At 62.8% G+C, this 21,109-nt stretch carries 19 protein-coding genes; 8 read left to right on the top strand and 11 right to left on the bottom strand.

The features are described 5' to 3' along the window. The first annotated feature begins 116 nt into the window (after positions 1-116). The 3 genes from nirK (at position 117) to LZK81_RS18585 (ending at position 2,826) form a co-directional block, all read left to right on the top strand. Positions 117-1,250 carry a copper-containing nitrite reductase gene (gene nirK / locus LZK81_RS18595; protein ID WP_233954204.1) on the top strand — a complete coding sequence of 378 codons (1,134 nt, stop codon included), beginning with the start codon at positions 117-119 and terminating at the stop codon, positions 1,248-1,250. Positions 1,251-1,334: 84 nt separating this feature from the next. After that, entirely contained in the window at positions 1,335-2,240 is a 906-nt protein-coding gene (locus LZK81_RS18590; RefSeq protein ID WP_233954203.1) for an SUMF1/EgtB/PvdO family nonheme iron enzyme, read from the top strand. Between the two features lie 139 nt (positions 2,241-2,379). After that, entirely contained in the window at positions 2,380-2,826 is a 447-nt protein-coding gene (locus tag LZK81_RS18585) for a pseudoazurin (protein ID WP_233954202.1), read from the top strand. Positions 2,827-2,893: 67 nt separating this feature from the next. Here LZK81_RS18585 and LZK81_RS18580 read toward each other — a convergent pair whose 3' ends face one another. The 6 genes from LZK81_RS18580 to LZK81_RS18555 form a co-directional block, all read right to left on the bottom strand. Then, positions 2,894-3,976, bottom strand: coding sequence for an alpha/beta hydrolase family esterase (locus LZK81_RS18580; RefSeq protein WP_233954201.1), 1,083 nt, complete (start codon positions 3,974-3,976; stop codon positions 2,894-2,896). Positions 3,977-4,089: 113 nt separating this feature from the next. Then, complete coding sequence (locus tag LZK81_RS18575; protein ID WP_233954200.1) at positions 4,090-5,748, bottom strand: ABC transporter ATP-binding protein; 1,659 nt, start codon at positions 5,746-5,748, stop codon at positions 4,090-4,092. Beyond that, positions 5,745-6,656, bottom strand: a complete 912-nt coding sequence (locus LZK81_RS18570) for an ABC transporter permease (protein WP_046604226.1) — start codon at positions 6,654-6,656, stop codon at positions 5,745-5,747. The genes LZK81_RS18575 and LZK81_RS18570 overlap by 4 nt, the downstream gene beginning before the upstream one ends. Continuing rightward, positions 6,656-7,663, bottom strand: a complete 1,008-nt coding sequence (locus LZK81_RS18565; RefSeq protein ID WP_233954199.1) for an ABC transporter permease — start codon at positions 7,661-7,663, stop codon at positions 6,656-6,658. Before LZK81_RS18565 ends, LZK81_RS18570 begins: the two co-directional genes overlap by 1 nt. Before the next feature lie 106 nt (positions 7,664-7,769). Then, complete coding sequence (locus LZK81_RS18560; protein ID WP_233954198.1) at positions 7,770-9,362, bottom strand: ABC transporter substrate-binding protein; 1,593 nt, start codon at positions 9,360-9,362, stop codon at positions 7,770-7,772. Positions 9,363-9,395: 33 nt separating this feature from the next. Beyond that, positions 9,396-10,076: an AroM family protein gene (locus LZK81_RS18555; RefSeq protein WP_233954197.1), complete on the bottom strand. Its 681-nt coding sequence runs from the start codon at positions 10,074-10,076 to the stop codon at positions 9,396-9,398. Positions 10,077-10,237: 161 nt separating this feature from the next. Between LZK81_RS18555 and LZK81_RS18550 the strand changes: the two genes are divergently transcribed. After that, a protein-coding gene (locus LZK81_RS18550) for an IS630 family transposase (RefSeq protein WP_233954196.1) occupies positions 10,238-11,189 on the top strand; the annotation gives its coding sequence in 2 pieces (ribosomal slippage) (positions 10,238-10,573 and positions 10,575-11,189; 951 coding nt in all). Positions 11,190-11,297: 108 nt separating this feature from the next. Here LZK81_RS18550 and LZK81_RS18545 read toward each other — a convergent pair. Then, positions 11,298-12,254, bottom strand: a complete 957-nt coding sequence (locus tag LZK81_RS18545) for an AroM family protein (RefSeq protein WP_080725036.1) — start codon at positions 12,252-12,254, stop codon at positions 11,298-11,300. Positions 12,255-12,399: 145 nt separating this feature from the next. Here LZK81_RS18545 and LZK81_RS18540 point away from each other — a divergent pair, with 145 nt between their 5' ends. The 4 genes from LZK81_RS18540 to LZK81_RS18525 all read left to right on the top strand — a co-directional run bounded on the left by LZK81_RS18540 (position 12,400) and on the right by LZK81_RS18525 (position 17,431). Continuing rightward, entirely contained in the window at positions 12,400-13,479 is a 1,080-nt protein-coding gene (locus tag LZK81_RS18540) for a DUF917 domain-containing protein (RefSeq protein WP_151044640.1), read from the top strand. Continuing rightward, positions 13,476-15,050 (top strand): hydantoinase/oxoprolinase family protein, encoded by a 1,575-nt coding sequence (locus LZK81_RS18535; RefSeq protein ID WP_233954195.1) that lies wholly within the window; start codon positions 13,476-13,478, stop codon positions 15,048-15,050. The genes LZK81_RS18540 and LZK81_RS18535 overlap by 4 nt, the downstream gene beginning before the upstream one ends. Before the next feature lie 201 nt (positions 15,051-15,251). Then, positions 15,252-16,643 carry an FAD-binding oxidoreductase gene (locus tag LZK81_RS18530; protein WP_233954194.1) on the top strand — a complete coding sequence of 464 codons (1,392 nt, stop codon included), beginning with the start codon at positions 15,252-15,254 and terminating at the stop codon, positions 16,641-16,643. A gap of 17 nt (positions 16,644-16,660) precedes the next feature. Then, positions 16,661-17,431 carry a FadR/GntR family transcriptional regulator gene (locus LZK81_RS18525; protein WP_233954193.1) on the top strand — a complete coding sequence of 257 codons (771 nt, stop codon included), beginning with the start codon at positions 16,661-16,663 and terminating at the stop codon, positions 17,429-17,431. Here LZK81_RS18525 and LZK81_RS18520 read toward each other — a convergent pair whose 3' ends face one another. The 4 genes from LZK81_RS18520 to LZK81_RS18505 are packed head-to-tail and all read right to left on the bottom strand — an operon-like array spanning position 17,432 to position 21,106. Then, positions 17,432-18,805: an FGGY-family carbohydrate kinase gene (locus tag LZK81_RS18520; protein ID WP_233954192.1), complete on the bottom strand. Its 1,374-nt coding sequence runs from the start codon at positions 18,803-18,805 to the stop codon at positions 17,432-17,434. After that, positions 18,802-19,122, bottom strand: a complete 321-nt coding sequence (rhaM, locus tag LZK81_RS18515) for an L-rhamnose mutarotase (RefSeq protein WP_046611249.1) — start codon at positions 19,120-19,122, stop codon at positions 18,802-18,804. Before rhaM ends, LZK81_RS18520 begins: the two co-directional genes overlap by 4 nt. Continuing rightward, complete coding sequence (locus LZK81_RS18510; protein WP_233954191.1) at positions 19,122-20,120, bottom strand: ABC transporter permease; 999 nt, start codon at positions 20,118-20,120, stop codon at positions 19,122-19,124. The genes rhaM and LZK81_RS18510 overlap by 1 nt, the downstream gene beginning before the upstream one ends. Further along, the gene (locus LZK81_RS18505) at positions 20,117-21,106 is read right to left on the bottom strand and encodes an ABC transporter permease (protein ID WP_233954190.1); all 990 of its coding nucleotides are present in this window, start codon (positions 21,104-21,106) and stop codon (positions 20,117-20,119) included. The genes LZK81_RS18510 and LZK81_RS18505 overlap by 4 nt, the downstream gene beginning before the upstream one ends. Positions 21,107-21,109 lie beyond the last annotated feature (3 nt).

Here is a 21,109-nt window from a genome sequence, read left to right as displayed (position 1 = left end):
AGCAAATGCCCATCGCCTGTTTGTTTCACGTCAAAGAGAAGAGGTCGGTGTAGACATAAATTCTATTTCCAGAGGACGGCGATTTACTCCGCCCCTTGTTCCGAAGGAAAGAAACCATGACCGACAAGATTCAGATGACCAGACGCTCGATCCTTGCGGGGGCAGCCTTCGTTGGCGCGATCGCACCTGTCGTGCAGGCTTCCTTTGCCCACGCGGACGAAGCGCCTCCCGCAAAGATGAAACCGGGCGACCTCTCGCGCCTCCGCCGCGAGAAGATCGAGCTCGTAAATCCGCCTTTCGTCCATGCCCATGCTCAGAAAGCCGATGGCCCGCCGAAGGTCGTCGAATTTACGCTGACCATCCAGGAGAAGAAGCTCGTCATCGACAAGGAAGGCACCGAAATCAATGCGATGACCTTCGATGGGTCGGTTCCGGGTCCGCTCATGGTTGTCCATCAGGACGACTATGTCGAGCTCACCCTCATCAACCCCGACACGAACGAACTCCAGCACAATATCGACTTCCACTCGGCCACCGGCGCCCTGGGCGGCGGAGCGCTGACGGTGGTGAACCCCGGCGAGAAGACTATTCTCAGGTTCAAGGCAACCAAGGCCGGCGTCTTCGTTTACCACTGCGCGCCTCCCGGAATGGTGCCGTGGCACGTTACCTCGGGCATGAACGGTGCCATCATGGTGCTCCCGCGCGATGGCCTCAAGGACGGCAACGGGAAACCGCTGACCTACGACAAGATCTACTACGTGGGTGAACAGGATTTCTACGTCCCGCGCGACGAGAACGGCAAGTTCAAGAAATACGACAGCGCCGGCGAAGCCTATGAAGACACGCTCAAGGTGATGCGGACGCTGACCCCGACGCATATCGTCTTCAACGGGGCGGTCGGCGCCTTGACGGGCCAGGACGCCATGACGGCCGCCGTCAACGAGAAGGTGCTCATCGTCCATTCGCAGGCAAACCGCGACACGCGGCCTCACCTTATAGGCGGGCACGGCGACTATGTCTGGGCTACGGGCAAGTTCGCCAACCCTCCGGAACTCGACCAGGAAACATGGTTCATTCCGGGCGGAGCAGCAGGCGCTGCGTTCTACACCTTCCAGCAGCCCGGCATATACGCCTACGTCAACCACAACCTGATCGAGGCCTTCGAACTGGGCGCTGCGGCACATTTCAAGGTCACCGGTGATTGGAACGACGACTTGATGACGTCGGTCCTGGCGCCGAGCGGCACCTGATCGGAAACGGCCGGGCGCATGAATGTGCATGCCCCCGGCCGGCCTTCATCCCCTGCAAGCCAGATTTCGCCTCGGGAGGCGAACATGCGATGGACATACGACAGGCCAAAGCTCTCGCTCCTCCATACCGGGCTTCCGATCACGCTGATCGCCGTGCTGGCGGCGGGTATCTTCCACCAGGTGGGTTTCATGAAGCCCGCGCCCCCAGAGGGCGCGGTTTATGAGCCGGCAACCGTCGTTGTTCCTCCTCGCAGCTACAGTTACAGGAGCGATGGAGAGTTTCTGAAGGGCACGGCGCCTATCGATCCGCCGATGAAGACGGTGGTAACGGCGTCGAGCCTTACTATCATGAAAAACCACGTCACCGCCTCGGAATACCGGGAGTGCGTCGCCGCGGGCGCCTGCAAATCCTCTGAAGCGATCTCGTCGAGGCCGGACGTTCCCGCCACTGGCGTGAGCTTCGACGATGCCACGGCTTACACCCGCTGGCTCTCGGAGGTAACCGGCGAATACTGGACCCTGCCAACCGACGAACAACTGGCTCAGGCCGCGGGCAAGAGGTTCCCGGACGATGCTCTCGGCCTCGATACGGACAGCAAGAACCCCGCGCTGCGGTGGCTTGCCGACTACGAGCGCGAAGCGCGCGAGCGGGCCACCGGCGATCCCGTGCCCCGGCCGACGGGAAGCTTCGGGGAGAACGAATATGGCCTGGCTGACTTTGGCGGCAACATCTGGGAATGGACCTCCACCTGCCATCGCAGGGTCCATCTTTACGTGAACGGGTCCGTTCGCGCCTCCGAGGAGATCTGCGGCGTCTACGTGACCGTGGGCCCGCATCGCTCGCCGATGAGTTCCTTCATCCGCGATCCGAAAGGCGGTGGCTGCGCGGTCGGGACGCCGCCGGACAATCTGGGCTTCCGCCTGGTCAAGTCCACCCGGTGGTATGCGCCACTTCTCAAGACGCTTCGCCAGGCGGGTTGGACAACGTGATCGTGATCCGCGCCCAGCCCGACGTCAAAGCGGGCCGCGAGCAAACTCCGAACCGTTTGTCGCAGGTCAAAGAGGACCGGTTTTTTTGCTCTAGTGTGAATTCAACGAAGCCGACGGCTTCCAGAAAAGGAGTATGAAAATGAAGAAGATTTTGGCATCCCTGGTCGGCGCGGTGATCGCTGCGGCTGTCTGTGCGACGGTGGCTTCGGCTGCCGATTTCGAAGTGCAAATGCTCAACAAGGGCAAGGACGGCGCGATGGTATTCGAGCCGAGTTCCCTCAAGGTCGCCAAGGGCGACACCGTCACCTTCATCCCGACCGACAAGTCCCACAACGCTGAAACCATCGACGGGCTGATCCCGCAAGGCGCAAAGCCTTTCAAGGGCCAGATGAACGAAAGCGTGAAGATCACGTTCGACGTCGAGGGCGCTTATGCCGTGAAATGCGCGCCGCATGTCGGCATGGGCATGATCGGCCTCATCGTTGTCGGCAACGCTCCTGCCAACCTGGAGGCCATCAAAACCGCGAAACTGCCCAAAAAGGCTCGCGAACGTCTCGACGCGGATATCGCTGCTTCCGGCGTTTAAGCCGGAGCATCCGGCGGCGGCCATTCCCTCTACCCTGGCCGCCGCCGCGCTTATTTTTCCGGCCTTGTCAGCGCATCAGGCCAGCCATGCGAAGTGCATTCTCGATGATCTGCTGGATACCTTCAGGCTCTTTTGCTTCCTGGGAAGAAGCCGATGCCCGCTTGGGGCCGCCGGTCTTTGCCCGCAACGGCTCTACGCCTTCGCGAAGCAGGCCCCAGCTTTTTGCCGAATGAAGCGTCGACGATATGCCGACATCCAGCAGATAAGGCGCGGCGTTCTCGTCGCCGAGCGCCGGATCGATCGGCGTTCCGTGGCCCATTCCGGCAATGCTGTAATATTCGATGGCTTGCCTGCCGCGGGCATCCTTCCAGACGGCATGCGACTGACCGTCCACCGTTTCTTCCAGGTCCGGCCGCGAGCCCACGCCATGAACAGCTCGCCACTGGTCGATGATCGCCGCCGCGTTCGCGACTGCCACCGTGTTGTCCTGGGTGCCGTGCCACACGGAGATGGTCGGCCAAGGTCCTTGATGGGAGGAAGCGGTTTTCAACCGCGACTGCAGCGTCGATGGGGCGGGCAAGCCTTGTCCCCGCATCCGGTCGAATGCTTCGGGAACGGTGGCGGCGACGCCATAGGGCAGTCCTGCGATGATTGCGCCACCTGCGAATATCTCAGGATATGTGGCGAGCATGACGTTGGCCATCCCGCCACCTGCTGACAAGCCGCTCACATAGATGCGCGAGGTGTCGATCCCGTGCCGGGAGACCACGGCATCGATCATCTGGCGGATCGAGTGCGCTTCGCCCTGGCCGCGGTGCGTGTCGCCCGGAACGAACCAGTTGAAGCAGAGATTGCCGTTGTTGGCCCGCACCTGTTCGGGCAGGAGGACCGCGAAGCCGTGGCGTTCGGCGAGTTTCGACCATCCGGCGCCGTGGTCATAACCGGAGGCGGTCTGCGTGCATCCGTGGAGAACGACGACGAGGGCCGGGCGTTTGGGAAGCAGGGAGGGGATATATATCCTGGCGGCCAGTGCTCCGGGATTGGATCCGAAAGTGCTCAGTTCCTCTAGATTGCTGGGCGTGTCGGTGTGCTCGCGATCCAGTGATTTCAAGCGAGCAAGCCGCTCCAGCGTATCCGACAACGATCTCATAATGGCTCCTGGCAATCATTACCGGGATGGCAGTGATCAGTGACAACGTCCCCTATATGGGTCACGTTGCTGCACTGCACAATTATTTTTTCGGACTAATCGAACACGTTTCCTCACAAACCGGCGGGAGCCGACAAATTTGCCGCCCGCGAGGTTTTGCGTCCGCTTTCGATCAGCGCCCTCGTGTATTCGTGCTGCGGCGACAGGAAGAGACGTTCGGTCTCGCCCTGTTCGACGATCTCGCCGCGTTTCATCACGATGGTCCGGTCGCAGATCTGCCGGATGACGGCGAGGTTGTGCGAGATGAAGACGTAGGTGAGGTCGAGCTCGGCGCGCAGTTCCTGCAGGAAATCGAGCACTTGCGCCTGTACCGAGATGTCGAGCGCGGAGGTGGGCTCGTCGAGGATCAGCAGGCGCGGATTGAGGGCGATGGCGCGGGCGATGCAGATGCGCTGCTTCTGGCCGCCGGACAGTTCGTGCGGATAACGGTATTTGAACATTTTCGGCAGCTGGACGATGTCGAGCAGCGCTTCGACGCGCGCCTCGATATCGCGGCGGCCCATGCTTGTCTGGATGCGCAGCGGCTCGCCGATCGCATCGCCGATCGTGTGGCGGCCGTTGAGCGCCGAATGCGGGTTCTGGAAAACGAACTGCATGTGCCGGCGCATCAACCGCAGGGGTTCGCCGGTCAGGCCGGAAATGTTCCTGCCGTCGAAGATGATGTCGCCGGAGGTGGGCTCGATCAGCCGCAGCAGCATGCGCGCCAGCGTCGACTTGCCGGAACCGGATTCACCGACCACGCCGAAGATCTCGCCGGTTGCGACAGACAGGTTGATACCGTCGACCGCCGTCACCTCGCTCCCCGATTGGCTGCGATAGACTTTTCTGAGGTCGATCGCTTCCAGAAGCGCGCCGGGTTTCGCAGGTTTGTCGCCCGCCGGTTCGGCGGCAACCTTTGCGGCGGTGTCGATGTCCGGCACGGCGGCGAGCAGGCGCCTGGTGTATTCGTGCTTGGGGGCGCTGAGGATATCCGCCGTCAGGCCCTGTTCGACGATCTCGCCCTTGTACATGACCGCGCAACGCTTCGCGATCGTGGCGATCGCGCCGATATCGTGGCTGATCATGATGACGGTGAGGTTGAGTTTTGCGACCAGCGAATTGATGAGGTCGAGCACCTGCGCCTGGACCGTCACGTCGAGCGCCGTCGTCGGTTCGTCGGCGATCAGCAGATCCGGCTTGCCGGACAGCGCCATGGCGATCAGCACCCGCTGGCGCATGCCGCCGGAAAGCTGGTGCGGATACTGGTCGAACAACATCGCCGGGTTCGGCAGGCCGACCTGGTCAAGCAGGTCCTCGGTGCGGGCGCGGCGGGCAGCCTTCGAGGATACGCCGTGACGGGCCGCCTTTTCATGCGCCGCGATCACGTCGGAAATCTGCTGCCCGATGGTGAAGAGCGGGTTCAGGTAGGTCATCGGGTCCTGGAAGATCATCGAGATGCGGATGCCGCGGATCTTCGTCCAGTCCTTTTCGGGGAGCGCGGTGATGTCCTGTCCGTCGAAGGCGATGCTGCCTTCGACAACCCTGGAGGCCTTCGGGCCGATGCCGAGCACCGAGCGCACCAGCACCGTCTTGCCGGAACCGCTTTCGCCGACGATGCCGAGCGTATCGCCGCGGTTGACGGTCAGGTTGATGTCCTTCAGCACATGCACCGGGCCGTCGAACGTGGCGATGTCGAGCCGGTAGTTCTGGATATCGAGAAGAGGTCCGGTCATCGGTCGCGGCTCCGGGGATCGAGAATGTCGCGCAGGCCGTCGCCGAGAAGGTTGAAGCCGAGCACGGTCAGGAAGATCGCGGCACCGGGGAAGAGTGAATACCACCACCAGTCCGGCATGTAGGTGCGGGCGACCGAGATCATCGCGCCCCATTCGGGTGCCGGCGGCTGAGCGCCGAGGCCGATGAAGCCGAGGCTTGCCGCGGACAGGATCGCCATGCCCATGTCCATGCTCATCTTGACGATGATCGGCGACATGCAGTTCGGCAGGATATGGTGCCAGAGGATCCAGGGCGTCCTGGCGCCGATCGAGCGGGCCGATTCCACGAACAGCTCTTCCTTGACGGACAGCGTCTTCGCCTCCACCAGCCGCACATAACCCGGCCACCAGACGAGCGACAAGGCGACCACGCAATTGGTGATGCCGGGACCAAGCGCCGCGACGATCGCCAGGGCAAGCGCAAGCCCCGGCACGGCGAGGAAGAGTTCGGTGATGCGCATGATGACGGCGCGCACCCAGCCGCCGCGATAACCGGCGATGATGCCGAGCGGCACGCCGATCACGGCACCGACGCCGGTGATGATCAGGCCGATCCACAGCGAGGTGCGGGCGCCGATGATGACGCGCGAAAGGATGTCGCTGCCCATCTCGTCGGTGCCGAACCAGTGGGCGGCGCTCGGCCCCATCAGCTTGTTGGCCATGTTGAAGGCACCGACCGTATCTTCCGGATAGGGCGCGAGCCATGGTCCGAGGGCGGCAAGCAGGAGGAAGAGCACGACCAGGCCGAGGCCGAGCATGGAGGAGAAGCTCTTGCCGAACATGTGGGCATAGAGCCGCCACTGGCGGATCTTGCTTTCATGCCGTTCGCGGAAGGTGAGGGGTCGGGAGAGTTCCACGGGCGTCGTCATCAGGCGCTCCTGAGGCGGGGATCGATCCACGCGTAGGCGAGATCGACAAGGGTGTTGGCGACGATGAAGAAGAAGCCGATCACCAGCGTGACGCCGATGACGGGCTTGAAATCCGATGAAAGCGCCGAGGAGACGGCATAAAGCCCAATGCCGGGCCAATCGAAGACGGTTTCGACCAGCACGGTCGAGCCGAGCATCCAACCGAAGCGCAGACCGATCATCGCCAGCGTCGGCAGCAGCGCATTCTTCAGCGCGTAGATGGCGACGATGCGGAACGAGCCGATGCCGTGGGCGCGGGCCGCGACGATGTAGTCGGACTGCAGCACTTCGATCATCTCGGCGCGGTTGACGCGAAGGATCGAGGCGAGGCAGGGGAAGGAGAGCACGATCGCCGGAAGGATGATGTGCCGCAGCGACGTCCAGAACGTATCCAGCCGGCCGGCGAGCAGGCTATCGACGAGCAGCAGGCCGGTCACGGTCTGCGGCGGGCGGGTAACCAGCGGCAGACGGCCGGAGACCGGCAGCCAGCCGAGATCGACCGCGAATGTCAGCTGCAGGATGATGCCGAACCAGAAGGCCGGCAGCGCGACGCCCGAGATCGAGAAGATGCGGGTCGCATGGTCGATCGGCCCGTCCTTGTAGACGGCCGACAGCATTCCCATCGGCACGCCGACGACGATGCCGAGCGCCATGGCGACGAAGACCAGTTCGAGCGTTGCCGGCGCATAACGCAGCACTTCTTCCAGCACCGGCCTGGTGGTGACGATCGACTTGCCGAGATCGCCGGTGACGAGGTCGCCCATATAGACGACGAACTGCTCGGGCAGCGACTTGTCGAGGCCGTATTCGGTGCGGATCGTCGTCACCATGTCCTCGGTCGCGTTGGGGCCGGCGACCAGACGTGCCGGATCGCCCGGAGCGACATTGGTGATGACGAAGGTGAGTGCCGCAATGCCGATCATGGTTCCGACCAGCGTCAGCACTTTGCGGAAGGCGAATGTCAACATCGTCTTCTCCGGTGGCTATCTTCTAAAAACTGCGCATGGCCCGGCCGGTTGGGATGGCCTGGCAATGCGCATCATGCTGGCTGCAAGAGGGGACGCAAGCCAGTTTCTATTCGGCCTTCACCCACATCGGGTAGAGGTCGACCTCACCGGTGAAGCGGACCGGGCTGAACTTGAAGCCCTGCAGATAGTCGCGATGCGCCCAGCGGCGGTTCTGCAGCGTGCCGAAGACTTCCGGCTGGTCGGCGACGATCTGCTTCTGGATGTCGGCATAGAGCTTGGCGCGGTCATCCCAGCTGGTGGCGGCGCGGGCCTGGTCGATCATCTCCGAGACCTTCGGATTGTCGTAGAACATCATCGCGTAATACTGGCCCCAGCTCGCCTTGTGATACTGGTAGGCGACGGCGTCGGGGTCGGTCGAGACCGGTGTGGTGAAGACCGAGGTCATGGCCGGCGAGGTCTCGACCTTGGAGCCGGCGGCGACCATGTTCGGCCACTGTTCCGGCTTGACCTCGACGGTGATGCCGAGTTCCTTCAGGTTATCGAGCAGAACGAGGCCGATGCGGCGGGCTTCTTCAAGGCCTGCGACATGGACGTAGGGAAGCGTGATGCCGCCGTTCGGATATGCCGATTTCGCCAGGTATTCCTTGGCCTTGGCAAGATCCTTGCGCGGCATCCCGGGAACGGCGACATGGCCCTTCATGGCGTCCGGCAGCGGGCTGGTCTCGAGCGAGGCGGCGCCGTTGTAGATCTGGATCAGCGCATCGTAGTCGAGTGCATAGGCGATCGCCTTGCGCAGGTTGATGTCGGCGGTCGGACCCTTCTGGGTGTTGAACTTGATGCCGAAGGTGGTCATGCCCTTGTGGTCCTGGATGACCACGCCCGGCACGCGCTTGATCTGCATGTAGTCGTCCGGCGTCAGTCCTTCGACGATGTCGGCTTCGCCGCGCTGCAGGGCGGCCTTCTGGGCGGCCGGTTCGCGGATGATCTTGTAGATGACGCCAGCCGGGCGGTTCTTCTCGCCCTGCGGCCAGCCTTTCCAGTAGCCGGCATTGGCTTCGATCTCATAAAGGACGTTGGGTTCCCAGCGGCCGAGCTTGAACGGACCGGAGCCGGCGGCATGATCGGTCAGCCACTTCTGGCCGTAGTCGCCATCCACTTCGTGGGCCTTCACCTCAGCCGGGTTGACGACGAACCACCAGGGCAGGAAGGACAGGAAAGGTGCGTAGGGCGCCTTGAGGTCGAAGCGCACGGTGTTGGCATCAACAGCGACGATGTTTTCCGGCGCCAGGAAGTCCTTGAGCATCCAGGCGACGCCCTTGTTGAGCTTCAGGCCGCGCTCGAAGGAGTAGCGCACGGCTTCGGCGGTCACCGGATCGCCGTTGTGGAACTTGGCGTTCTTGGCGAGGTGGAAGGTCCAGCTCTTGCCGTCGGCGCTGGTTTCCCACTTCTCGGCGAGCCAGGGCTTCATCTCTGCCGGATCGCCTTCATACTTCAGCAGCGCATCGTAGACCGACTGCTGGATCATGCGTGTCGACCAGTCGTAGCGGATGTGCGGATCGAGGACAGGGATGGCCTGGCGGCCGCCGAAGACGATGACATTGCCCTTGTCGGTACGTTCGAAGGCGCCGGCGGGCGCGGCGAGGATCGAGGAGGCGAGCAGCCCCGCGACCGCGACGTTTTTCAGGATTTTTCCGAACATGTGGTTCCCTCTGTTTTTAACGTGGCTCGGTAATCAGATCATCTGGCGGACGACGCCCGCGACGACGCGGCGCGACAACAGGACCGGGGCATCGACGGCGCGGCGCACCTCGTCCAGCATTCCGGCGGAATAACCCATGCAATGCATGACGATGAGGTCGCAGCCTTCGAGCGTCTTCGCCCGTTCACCGATATCGTCGCCGGCATAGGGCGAGGCGGCCACGAATTTGGGCTCGCCGCTGAAGACGTGGCGATCGGCGAAATCCTTCACCTGCCGTTCGAGCGGCAGGATGACGCCGAGCCTGCGGGAGGAGGCGGCGAGCGCCTCGACGGTCGAATCGACGATCCGCTGGGCTTCGACGACCAGCGTGTTTTCGAGCGGATCGATCGTGGTGCCTGTGCAGAGAAGAACGACAAGGTCGAAGCCCTGCGCATCGATCCGGCTTAGAAGCCCATTGAGCTTCTCTTCGGTACGGGCCTTGGAGGTGACGATCTCCTGGCCGCTCTTCAGACGCGTCGCGAAGGAATGTTCGCCATCCACGGCGCGCATCGCATCCAGTTCGGTCGGGCCCATGCCATCGAGTACGCCGAATTCACGGAACTCGACGCGACCTTCCGGCAGGCCGATGCCGATCTCAGCCATCATTTCCGGGACGACGTCGATACGCGGCGTCTGGCCGATGGTCACGAAGGCGATCTTGGATGTGGAAGGCATGCTCTCATCGTTCCCTGCATGGCATTATGGGAACGGAGCCTAACGCTCGGAAGCGCGGCTTCACTATAGGGTAATGCCCCTAAAGCGTGTCGCTGTTTTTGCGATTCATGGTTCTCAAATCAGTCCATCCGTGATTCCCTTTGATGTGAAGGGAGATCGCCATGGGCAAGTCACATCCGATTGCGTTGCGTGAGCGTGTCGTAGCGTTAGTGGAAGAAGGCCATGGGCATCGGGAGGCCGCCCGGCATTTTCGGGTGTCGCCGCGTTTCGTGAACGATCTGGTGATCCTGAAGCGCGAGACAGGTTCGCTTTCGCCGCGCCGGCAGGGGCACCTTGGCGGCGGTAAGCTTTCGGCACAGCACGCGTGGGTTGGAGAGCGGCTGGCACAGAATGGCGAACTGACGCTGGACGAGCTTTGCGTGGAACTTTGCGGACGTGGCGTCATCGTCCATCGCTCCAGTGTCGGACGGCTTCTGCATCGGCTTGGGTTGAGCCATAAAAAAAAGCCTGCAGGCCGCCGAGCAGTTGCGCCCGGAGATCGCGCGGGCGCGTGAACTGTGGACCGCACGGCGCAAGCCTTTCTTCAACAAAGGATTGGCCCGGCTGGTTTTTATCGACGAGACATCGACGAACACAAAGCTGACGAAGCGGTCGGGATGGTCTGCGCGAGGGCAGCGCTATCGAACGCATTCACCCTTCGGTTCGTGGAAATCCCAAACCTTCATCGCCGGGCTGCGATCCCATGGCATGGTTGCCCCCTGGATCGTTGACAGGCCGATGAACGCCCGCATCTTCGAGGCGTGGATAGAGACCCAACTCGCGCCGAACCTGTCGCCTGGAGACGTCGTCATTCTCGACAATGTCGCCTTTCATAAGAGCGAACGGGCCGAAGAACTGGTCAGGGCAAAGGGAGCCTGGCTGCTGTTTCTGCCGCCCTATAGTCCCGACCTCAATCCCATAGAGATGGCCTTCTCAAAACTCAAGACGCTGCTGCGAAAGCGGGCTGCCCGCAGCTTCGATGCCATCACGCAAGCCCTCGGCGAAATCTGCAATCTCTTCTCCGTCACAGAATGCAGAAACTACTTCAAAGCCGCAGGATACGAGGCAGATTAAACGCGACACGCTTTAGAACGACATGATTCTGACATGGTCAAGGCGACCAATTTTTAGGCAAACAGGTCATTTGGCGCAATTTTCTTGCGCGAGCGCACTTATTTTCGATCAGGGATGGCCGGCGGAGATAACCATGCGGATGAGCGCATTGGACGAGGTCACCTCCATTTTGCTCATGACGTTCGAGCGGTGGATCTCGACGGTCTTCGGGCTGATGCCGAGCTGGCGGGCAATCGCCTTGTTGGAAAGACCTTCGGCGACAAGCGACAGGACCTGCCGCTCGCGCGGCGTCAGACGCAGAAGCTTTTCGGCAAATTCCGGCGAAACGCCCGGCAGCGTCACGGGCTGCGACCGATGCAGGAGAAGCCGGATGGCGCTTGCGACGATGCGGCGGGCGAGAACGACAGGCTTGCCGCTCGCCTTGGCCACCATTTGCCGGTCGGCCTCCGTGAAACTCACGGAATTCAGGACGATGATTTCCGCATCGGCGAGATCGACGAGCGCGCCGGCAAGCAGTTTCCTGTCGCCATCGGCGGCGTAGCTGGCGCAGATCTTGTAGGGCGCCAGCGCCGGGATATCGAGTTCGGCTATCTGCTGCTGCAGCGGCTGGATGAGGCCGACGGAAGCGCCGTGCGCGGCAAGCGAAATCACTGCGGATTCCATGGCGCGCTGGGCGTTGACCGTCGGGCAGGTGCTTTCGAAATCGCGAAACAGGCCGGTCGAGAGGATGACGACCAGATCGAATTCATTGGGGTGGAAGGCGGCGGCGATCTTCGCCATGCGCTCGGCGATACGCGGTTTGGACACGACGATATCGGTATTGTCGGCAAGCCGGGTGATGATGCTCTGTTCGCCCGGCCGCACTTTCAGATCGTCGATTTCTGCCTTGGAAAGCCCGTCCAGCGCGCCGATTTCGAGCGCTTCGATGGACACGTCGAGATTGGTCAGCATGTCCCCGATGAGATCGGCACGCGGCGTCTGGCCGACGCTCAGAAACATTACCCGATGGTGCGGTTCCGCACCTTCCGGCGAGGTCGGGGCCAGCGCATATGGGCTCTTCGACATGTGCAGGGAATCGGTCCTTTCGATCGTCAAACCATGATGGCGCCGGGCATGCCTAAAATCAAGGCAAGCTCATTCTAGGGGCAGTCCCCTATAGGCATCCTTCGTCACTCATGGCTAGGTTCTAGCACATTCTTCGGAGGTAAACATGATCCGTGATTTCGAAGCGGGCGAGATCGACCCGCTTGCCGTTGGCGCCTGGATTCTCGGCACCGGCGGCGGCGGCAGCCCCTATCTGGCGCAGCTCAACCTGAAAAAGCTCTACAAGGACGGCAAGCGCGTCAAGCTCATCGATCCCCAGGCGCTCGATGACGGCGATGCCGTCGCTGTCGTCTCCAAGATGGGCGCGCCGCTGGTCGGCCAGGAGCGCCTCGTCGATCCCGCGCATCTCGCCCGTGCCATGCAGTTGATGGAAGAATATACCGGCCGCAAGTTCCGCGCCGTGATGAGCGTCGAGATCGGTGGCGGCAATGCGCTGTCGCCGTTCCTTGCCGGTGCCATGCTGGACATCCCGGTCGTCGATGCGGACGCGATGGGCCGCGCCTATCCGGAAGCGCAGATGACGAGCTTTGCGATCGGCGACCTGCCGATGTATCCGCTGACGCTGGTCGATTGCCGCGACAACGAGGCGATCGTCGCCAAGGCCGCGTCCTGGAAGTGGATGGAGCGGATCTCCCGCAAGATCTGCACCGAAGTCGGCTCGACGGCGGCAACCTGCAAGGCGCCGCGCACCGGCCGTGAGGTCAAGGACTGGGGCGTGCTTTATACGGTCACCAAGGCCGTCAGCCTGGGCCGCGCCGTGCTCGAGGCCCGCGCCGCCCACACGGATCCGGTCGAAGCCGTGCTTGCCCATGAAGGCGGCAAGGTGCTGTTCAAGGGCAAGATCGCCGATGTCGACCGCACCACGACGGGCGGCTTCCTGCGCGGCTCTGCGATGATCGAAGGCCTTGACGACGATCGCGGCTCGAAGGTGGAGCTCGCTTTTCAGAACGAATGGGCGGTCGCCTTCCGTGACGGCCAGCCGATCGCCATGACGCCGGACCTGATCTGCCTGCTCGACACCGTGTCGGGCGAGGCGATCGGCACGGAGACGGTGCGGTACGGCCAGCGCGTCACGGTCGTCGCGCTGCCGGCGCCGGAGGTGCTGACCAGCGCCAAGGGCCTCGAACATGTCGGCCCGCGCGCCTTCGGATATGACCTGGATTTCAAATCGGTGTTTGCAGCATGAAGCGGATCGGAATTGACGTCGGCGGCACCAATACGGATGCCGTGCTCATCGATGGCGAGAAGGTTCTCTCGGCCATCAAGTTTCCCACCACGTCGGACGTGATGCAGGGCGTGGTCAATGCGATCGGCCATGTGGTCTCCTCGCAGGCGCCGGGTTCGGCACCGGTCGACGCGGTGATGATCGGCACGACGCATTTCACCAATGCGGTTGTCGAACGCGCCCGTCTCGATCGCGTCGCGGCGATCCGCATCGCCATGCCGGCCGGCGCCTCGCTGCCGCCGATGGTCGACTGGCCGGATGAACTGCGCGATGCCGTCGATCCGCTCTCCTTCATGGTGCATGGCGGCCATGAATACGACGGCCGTCCGCTGGTGCCGCTTGCAAAGGATGAAATCCGCGACGCGGCAATGAAGATCCGTGATGCGGGCGTCGATTCGATCGGCATCACGGCGCTCTTTTCGCCGCTGACGGCGGAATGCGAGCTGGAAGCGGCGGAGATCGTCCGTTCGGTGATCCCGAATGCCCGCATCACGCTTTCCCATACGCTCGGCCGCATCGGCCTTCTGGAACGCGAGAACGTCACGCTGCTGAACGCGGCGCTGCAGGGTCTCGGTCGCAAGACGATCGACGCGTTCAAGGATGCGCTGAAACAGGCCGGCATCGATGCGCCGTTCTATCTGACCCAGAACGACGGTACGGTGGTGCTGGCCGATGTCGCTGCCGCCAACCCGGTCTACAGTTTTGCCTCCGGCCCGACCAATTCGATGCGCGGCGCGGCGTTTCTGACCGGCCTCAAGGAGGCCATGGTCATCGACGTCGGCGGCACGACTTCGGATGTCGGCTGCCTAGTCGGCGGTTTTCCGCGCGAGGCGAACAATGTCGTGGAAGTCGGCGGCGTGCGCACGCTCTTCCGCATGCCGGACCTGCTGCCGATGGCGCTCGGCGGCGGCACGATCATCGATCCGGAAACCCGCAAGATCGGCCCGCGTTCGGTCGGCTACCGGATCACCGAAAAGGCGCTGGTCTTCGGCGGGGATACGCTGACGACGACGGACGTGGCGGTCGCCGCCGGCCTCGTCGAGATCGGCGACCGCGACCGGGTCAAGCATCTCGACAAGGCGCTGGTTGCCGACCTTCTGAAGCGCGTCGAGGCGATGGTGGAAGACGGCGTCGACCGGATGAAGACTTCGGCCGAGGGTGTCCAACTGATCGCTGTCGGCGGTGGCGCCTTCCTGATCCCGGAAAAGCTCAAAGGTGCGAGCGAAGTGCTGCGCGTCGAGCATGCCGGTGTCGCGAACGCGCTTGGTGCTGCGATGGCGCAGGTGTCCGGCGAAGTCGACCAGGTGTTTTCCGGCATGTCGCGCGAAAAGGCGATTGCCGAGGCCGAGCGCATTGCCCGCGCTCGTGCGGTCGAAGCGGGTGCCAGCCCCGATACGATCGTGACGCTCGACACCGAGGATATCCCGATCGCCTATCTGCCGGGTGACGCGCGGCGGGTGCGCGTCCGGGTCGTCGGCGACATCGCCTTCATGAAGGACGAACAGAAGCGCGCGGCCGGGGCCTTGCACTGAACCCCAACTCTCCTCCCAGGGAGAATCGGCGGGCTGGCTTGTTGCCAGTCCGCCGATTTCATTTTGAGCTGCCGGACATCGTGTAGATCTTGGCATCGATGGTGGCTGCGCGCAGATAAAATTCTGGAGGTATATTTATTTTACCGAAGATGGCAGTTAAACTTACCATCTATCGATGGCATTTCGAGGTGACCGCTTTTCATGACGCATGAATTCATCCAGGCGCTCCAGCGCGAACTCGCTCCCGATGTTTTTTTCGGTGAGGATATTCCTGTCCGCTTCCACAACGATTGGGGCGGCCTTTCTCCGGTCGTGCCGCTGGCTTTGGTTCGGCCGCGCACGACGGAGCAGGTCTCCGTAACGCTGCGCCTTTGCAACGAGTTCAAGGTGCCGGTCGTGCCGCAGGGCGGGTTGACCGGTCTTGCCGGTGGGGCGCGGCCGATCGAGAATGGCGTGGCGCTGTCGCTCGATCGGATGAACGGTATCGAGGAAGTCGATACGGTGATGGCGACGATGACCGTTCTGGCGGGCACGCCGCTCAGCGTCATCCAGACGAAGGCGGAAGAGGCGGGGCTGTTCTTCGGGCTCGATCTCGGAGCCCGCGATTCCTGCGTCATCGGCGGCAATCTCGCCACCAATGCCGGCGGCAATCGCGTCATCCGGTTCGGCATGGCGCGCGAACACGTGCTGGGCCTCGAAGTGGTGCTGCCGGACGGCACGATCGTCAAATCGCTGAACAAGATGCTGAAGAACAATGCGGGCTACGACCTCAAGCAGCTTTTCATCGGTTCGGAAGGTACGCTTGGCGTGATCACCCGTGCCGTGCTGCGGCTGCAGGCGAAGCCCGCGGAGCTTGCCAGCGCCTTCTGCGGCTGCCCGGATTTCCCCTCGCTTCTGGAGCTCCTGAAGAGCGCCCGCCAGGGTATGGGGTCGGCGCTGACCTCGTTCGAGGTGATGTGGCCGAGCTTTTACGACTTCATGACAGGTAAGCTGCCCGACCTGCGCCGCGCCTTCAAGGAGCCGCACGGGATCTATGTGCTGATCGAAACCGGCGGGCGCAATGCCGAAGAAAACCGGGCGCTGCTGGAGCAGGTGCTGTCGGATGCGCTGGAAGCCGGCTGGGTTTCCGATGCGGTTCTACCATCCTCGGAGCGCGAGACCAAGGACCTCTGGGCGGTGCGCGAAAGCGTATCGGAATACGGCAAGCTGATGGGGCCGCTGACCGCCTTCGACGTCGGCCTGCCGACCAGCGCCGCCGGCCGGGTGGTCGACGAGATCGAGGCCGCGATGAAGGTCCGCTGGCCGGACGCGATTGCGCTCAGCTACGGCCATATCGGCGACAGCAACCTGCATCTCGTCTGCAACATTCCGTCGGCCGGCAACGACCAGCCGCATAAGGAGATCACCGAACTCGTCTTCGGCTCGATTGCGCGCGAAGGCGGCACGATTTCCGCCGAACACGGGATCGGCCTCCTGAAGAAGCCCTATCTCAAGCTGTCGCGCACGCCGGAAGAATTGGCGCTGATGGCACGTATCAAGCTGGCGCTCGATCCCAACAACATTCTGAATACCGGCAAAGTGCTTTCCGTTTGAGCGGATAGGAGGTGCCGGTGAATCGACATTTTCAGCCCGTCAAAGTGCTGCTCCCGAACGAGGAGGTCGCGCGCCGGCTTGCCGATGCCATCAGGACCGGACTTTTCCGGCTCGGTTCCCGCCTTCCCTCCGAACGCAGCATCGCCGAACAGATGCAGGTCAGCCGCCCGACCGTGCGCGAGGCGGTGAAGCTGCTGGTCGAGGCCAATATTCTGACCGTCAGGCCGGGCGCCGGTGGCGGCACGTTCGTCAGCAGCGAGATCGTGCCGCTCGACCTGATCGTGTCGAGGCCGGACATGCGGCCGGGCGATATCGACGAGGCGATTGAAGTGCGGCGACTGATACTGCCATGGGTGGCGCAGATCGCCTCGCAATATGCCGAGGATGTCGATTTCGACCGGATGGGGCAAGCGATCCAGTTCGGCCGGGATTCACTGCCGCCGCCGGAGGTGACTAAGAGCAGCCCGGAACATATCAACTCGATCATCATCGCGACGATGCGGTTTGACCTAGCGCTGGCGCAGGCGACCCGCAACAGCCTTGTCCTGGAACTGATGGAACTGCTGCTGCAATGGGTGGAGCCGATGCGGCGCCGGACGCTGCATAGGCGTGCCGATCTCGCGCTGTCGCTCGAACTGATCGAGATCATGATGCAGGCGATCGAATCCGGCGATCCGGCACAGATCACCGAGATCACCGAACGGCGGCTCGGCATTCTGGAAAATGCGCTTGAGGAACAGACCGGGCGGCGCCTTCGCCGCAACCGGCGGCCGGTCAATACGGGCTGATCAGCGCCCCAGCCTTTCGTGCCAGGCAGCGCGATAGGCTGCAACGTCCCAGGGAGGCGCGGGCACGGCGCGGCCAGGCTTGGTGTTCGGCGAAATGCCGGCCAGAAGCGCTGCGCCCTGGCTGGTGCCGGTCGAGCCGGGCAGGGAGACCACCTGGCGGCCGAGCAGCGCGCTCAACGCCTGAAGATAGGCCGGGTTGGCGGAGAAGGGGCCTTCGACCAGAACCGGCCCCTTGGCGCCGATGAGGTCGAGACAGGTCTCCGTCATCAACGCGAGATAGAGGCAGGCGGCCGCCCAGCGCTGGTCGGTCGAGGCGTTGGTGTCGTTGATCCATTGCCGCTCGCGGCCGGGGAAGGGACCGGAACCGGAGGCAATGTTCGGCAAGAGCATCAGGCCACTTTCGATGACATCTGGCATGACTGCAAGCGCCGCTTCCGGCGAGAGTGAGTCGAGTTCCGCTGTCAGCCTCTCGAACTCGCGGCCGCCCATAAAACGGCTTGATGGCACGGAGCGGCCATAGGCGTCGACATTGGCAAGTGCGTCGCGCTGGGGATCGAGATGATCGAGATCGCCGCCGACCGCGAAATTGATGACCCAGGTGCCGGTGGAGACGACCGCGAATGGCGGTTCGCGTCCCACCAGATGGGGCAGCAGCGAGGCATTGGAATCGTGGATGCCGCAATGGACCGGGATCGGTTTCGTCGTTCCGATCTGCGCTGCAACGTGTGGCAGGAGCGAACCGAGCGTGTCGAAGGCCGAACGGACCGGTGCCATCAGGTCGCGGATGCCGAGTGCATCGACCAATGACGAATAGGTGCCTTCACGTGGCCGCCAGAGATCGGTGTGGCAGCCGAGCGAGGTGACTTCGTTCGCTGTCACGCCGGTCAGCCGGAACGCCCAATATTGCGGGTAGGTGAGGATGGTGCGGGTACGGGCAAAGGCTTTCGGGAACGCAGCTTTCTGGTAGTGAAGTTGCGCGCCGACATTCAGGCCGCCGGACAGGGACGGGGAAAAGGTTTCTGAAAAGGGCGGGCGGATCGACTGATAGGCTCTGTGGATGTCTTCCGGATATTCGTGCTCGTAATCGAGCACTGGGAGTGCCAATTCGCCCGCGGCATCCAGAAGCACCGCCGATGCACCGTGGGTGGTGATCGAGATCGCATCGAAACCGGTTTGCTTGGCAAAGGCATCCAATGCCTCGAGCACAAAGGTCCAGAGCGCTTCGATATCGTAATGCGGATAGGGCGGCCCCGGCAGAACCCGGTTTGGTGCGCGCCTTTCCGCGATCTCCTCGCCGGTTGCGCAATCGAGCACGACGACCTTGGCATTGGTCTTGCCGATATCGAGGACTGCGATCTTTTCGGGCATGGTCATGGCAGGTGGAAGACCGTTACCAGATCGCTCTGAACCGGCGAATTGTCCGGATTGGTTTCCATGATGTCGGCCATATGCGCCCACCATTTCTTCATCACCGGATGGTCCGGCAGGCTGGCCATCGTGTGGTCCGCTCGCCGTGTCAGAACGCCGAACAGCGTGTTGGTGTCGCGATCGAGATGGATGGAATAATCGCTGGCGCCCGCCTGGTGGAGGAGATCCACGAGTTCCGGCCAGATCTCGTCATGGCGCTTGCAGTATTCCGCTTCCATGCCGGGATAAAGTTTCATCTTGAAGGCGTGTTTTTCGAGCGTCATCAGCTCATTTCCTTGATGCGGCGGGCGATGATCGGGATGGCGATGGTGATGATCAGGAGCAGGCCGACGAAGATCGACATGACGATGCCGGGCACGTTGAGCAACCCCAGCCCGAAGGTGACGAGGCCCATGACGAAGGCGGCGATGACGACGCCGGCAATCGTGCCTGCGCCGCCGAGGATGGAGACGCCGCCGAGCACGACCATGGTGACAACCTCAAGCTCCCACCCTTGGGCGATCGAAGGGCGGGTCGAGCCGAGGCGCGAAGTGAGGCAGACGGACGCGACACCCGCCATTACGCCGGTCAACAGGAAGAGGATGAACTTCACCCGCTCCACCGGAATGCCGGAAAAGCGTGCCGCGAACTCGTTGTTGCCGATCACATAGATCTGCCGGCCGAAATTCGTCGCGTGCAGGAGAATGCCGAAAAGGATGGCGAGGATGATGAACAGTACGAATTCAAAGGAAAAGACCCAGGCGACATAGCCCTGGCCAAAGTAGGCAAAACTTGCCGGGTATTTGCCATAGGCCTGATCGCCCAGCACGATATAGGAAATGCCACGGAAGAGGCTCATCGTGCCGATGGTCACCACGATCGAGGGCAATTTGAGGCCGGCGACGAGCAGGCCGTTGAACGCGCCGCAGAGAAGGCCGGTGCCGATGCCGATCGCCACCAGCCCCGGCGTACCGATACCGGCCTGGGCTGCCGCACCCATGGCGGTCGAGGCGAGCGCGATGATCGCCGCCACCGACAGGTCGATCTCGCCGGCGATGACGAGCAGCGCCATGGCAAAGGCGATCATCGCCTTTTCGGTGAAGTTGAAAGTGGCGTCGGAGAGGTTCCAGGCGTTCAGAAAGTAAGGCGAGGCGAACGAATTGAAGATGAAGATCATTACCGCCACGCCGAAGAGCAGCACTTCCCAGCTCGCGAGGATGCGCGAGCTTTTGGTGCCGAGCCGGTCGGGGATGGTCTTCCTGGGAGAGACAACATCGCTCATGCGGACACCTCTTTCGCGCCGCGATCGCGCAGGATGATGCGGCCGGCCTTGCGCTCGGCGCGGGCGTTGAAGACGACGGCGAGCACGATGACGATGCCGGAGATCGCCATCTGCGCAAAGGGCGAGATGCCGATGACAGGAAGTGCGTTCTTGATGACGCCGAGGAAAAGCGCGCCGAGCACAGCGCCGCCGACCGAGCCGATGCCGCCGGCGATCGAGATGCCGCCGATGACACAGGCGGCGACCGTATCCAGCTCGAAGCCGGCGGCGATATCCACATAGGCGACCGCATATCGCGATACCCAGAGATAACCGGAGAGGCCGGCGAGCGCGCCCGACACCACGAAGGCGATGAACTTGGTCCAGCCGATATCGATGCCGGCATAGATCGCCGCCGTCGGGTTGCCGCCGGATGCGTAGGCGGCCCGTCCGAAGGGCAGGCGGGTCAGCACGAACCAGGCGCCGAGCACGATGAGGATCGCGATCCAGGAGAGGATCGGCAGGCCGAGCACCGGCATTCGGGGGACGTTGAGGAAGGAGGGTGCCATCTGGTGGGCGTTCACCCAGCCGCCGCCTGACAGCACGAAGGCCATGCCGCGATAGATGGTCAGCGTTCCGAGCGTGACGACGATCGGCGGGATCCGCAGCGCCCAGACGAGGTAGCCGTTGATCGCGCCGAGAAAGGCGCCGATGCCGATTGCCATGACGATGAGCAGGGCCAGCGGCAGGTCGGGATAGGCGGCATTGGTCATGGCGACCGCCATGCCGGTGAAGGCAAGGTTGGCGGCGACCGAGAGGTCGATCGATTTGGTCAGGATCACCGTCATCTGGCCGAGCGCCAGGATGATCAGGATCGAGGTGTCGTTGAAGATGTTGGCGAGGTTGCCGGGGGCCGCAAACCCTTGAGCTCGGGTGGAGAAGCCGGCGATCATCGCGGCGATGATGACGGTGAGCAGGATTTCGCGGTTCTTCAGGAGGCGGTTCATGGG

The organism is Neorhizobium galegae (genome assembly GCF_021391675.1).
GTDB lineage: Bacteria > Pseudomonadota > Alphaproteobacteria > Rhizobiales > Rhizobiaceae > Neorhizobium > Neorhizobium galegae_B.
The sequence above is the reverse complement of the archived record's forward strand: the minus strand, read 5'-3'. Positions and strand labels throughout refer to the sequence as shown.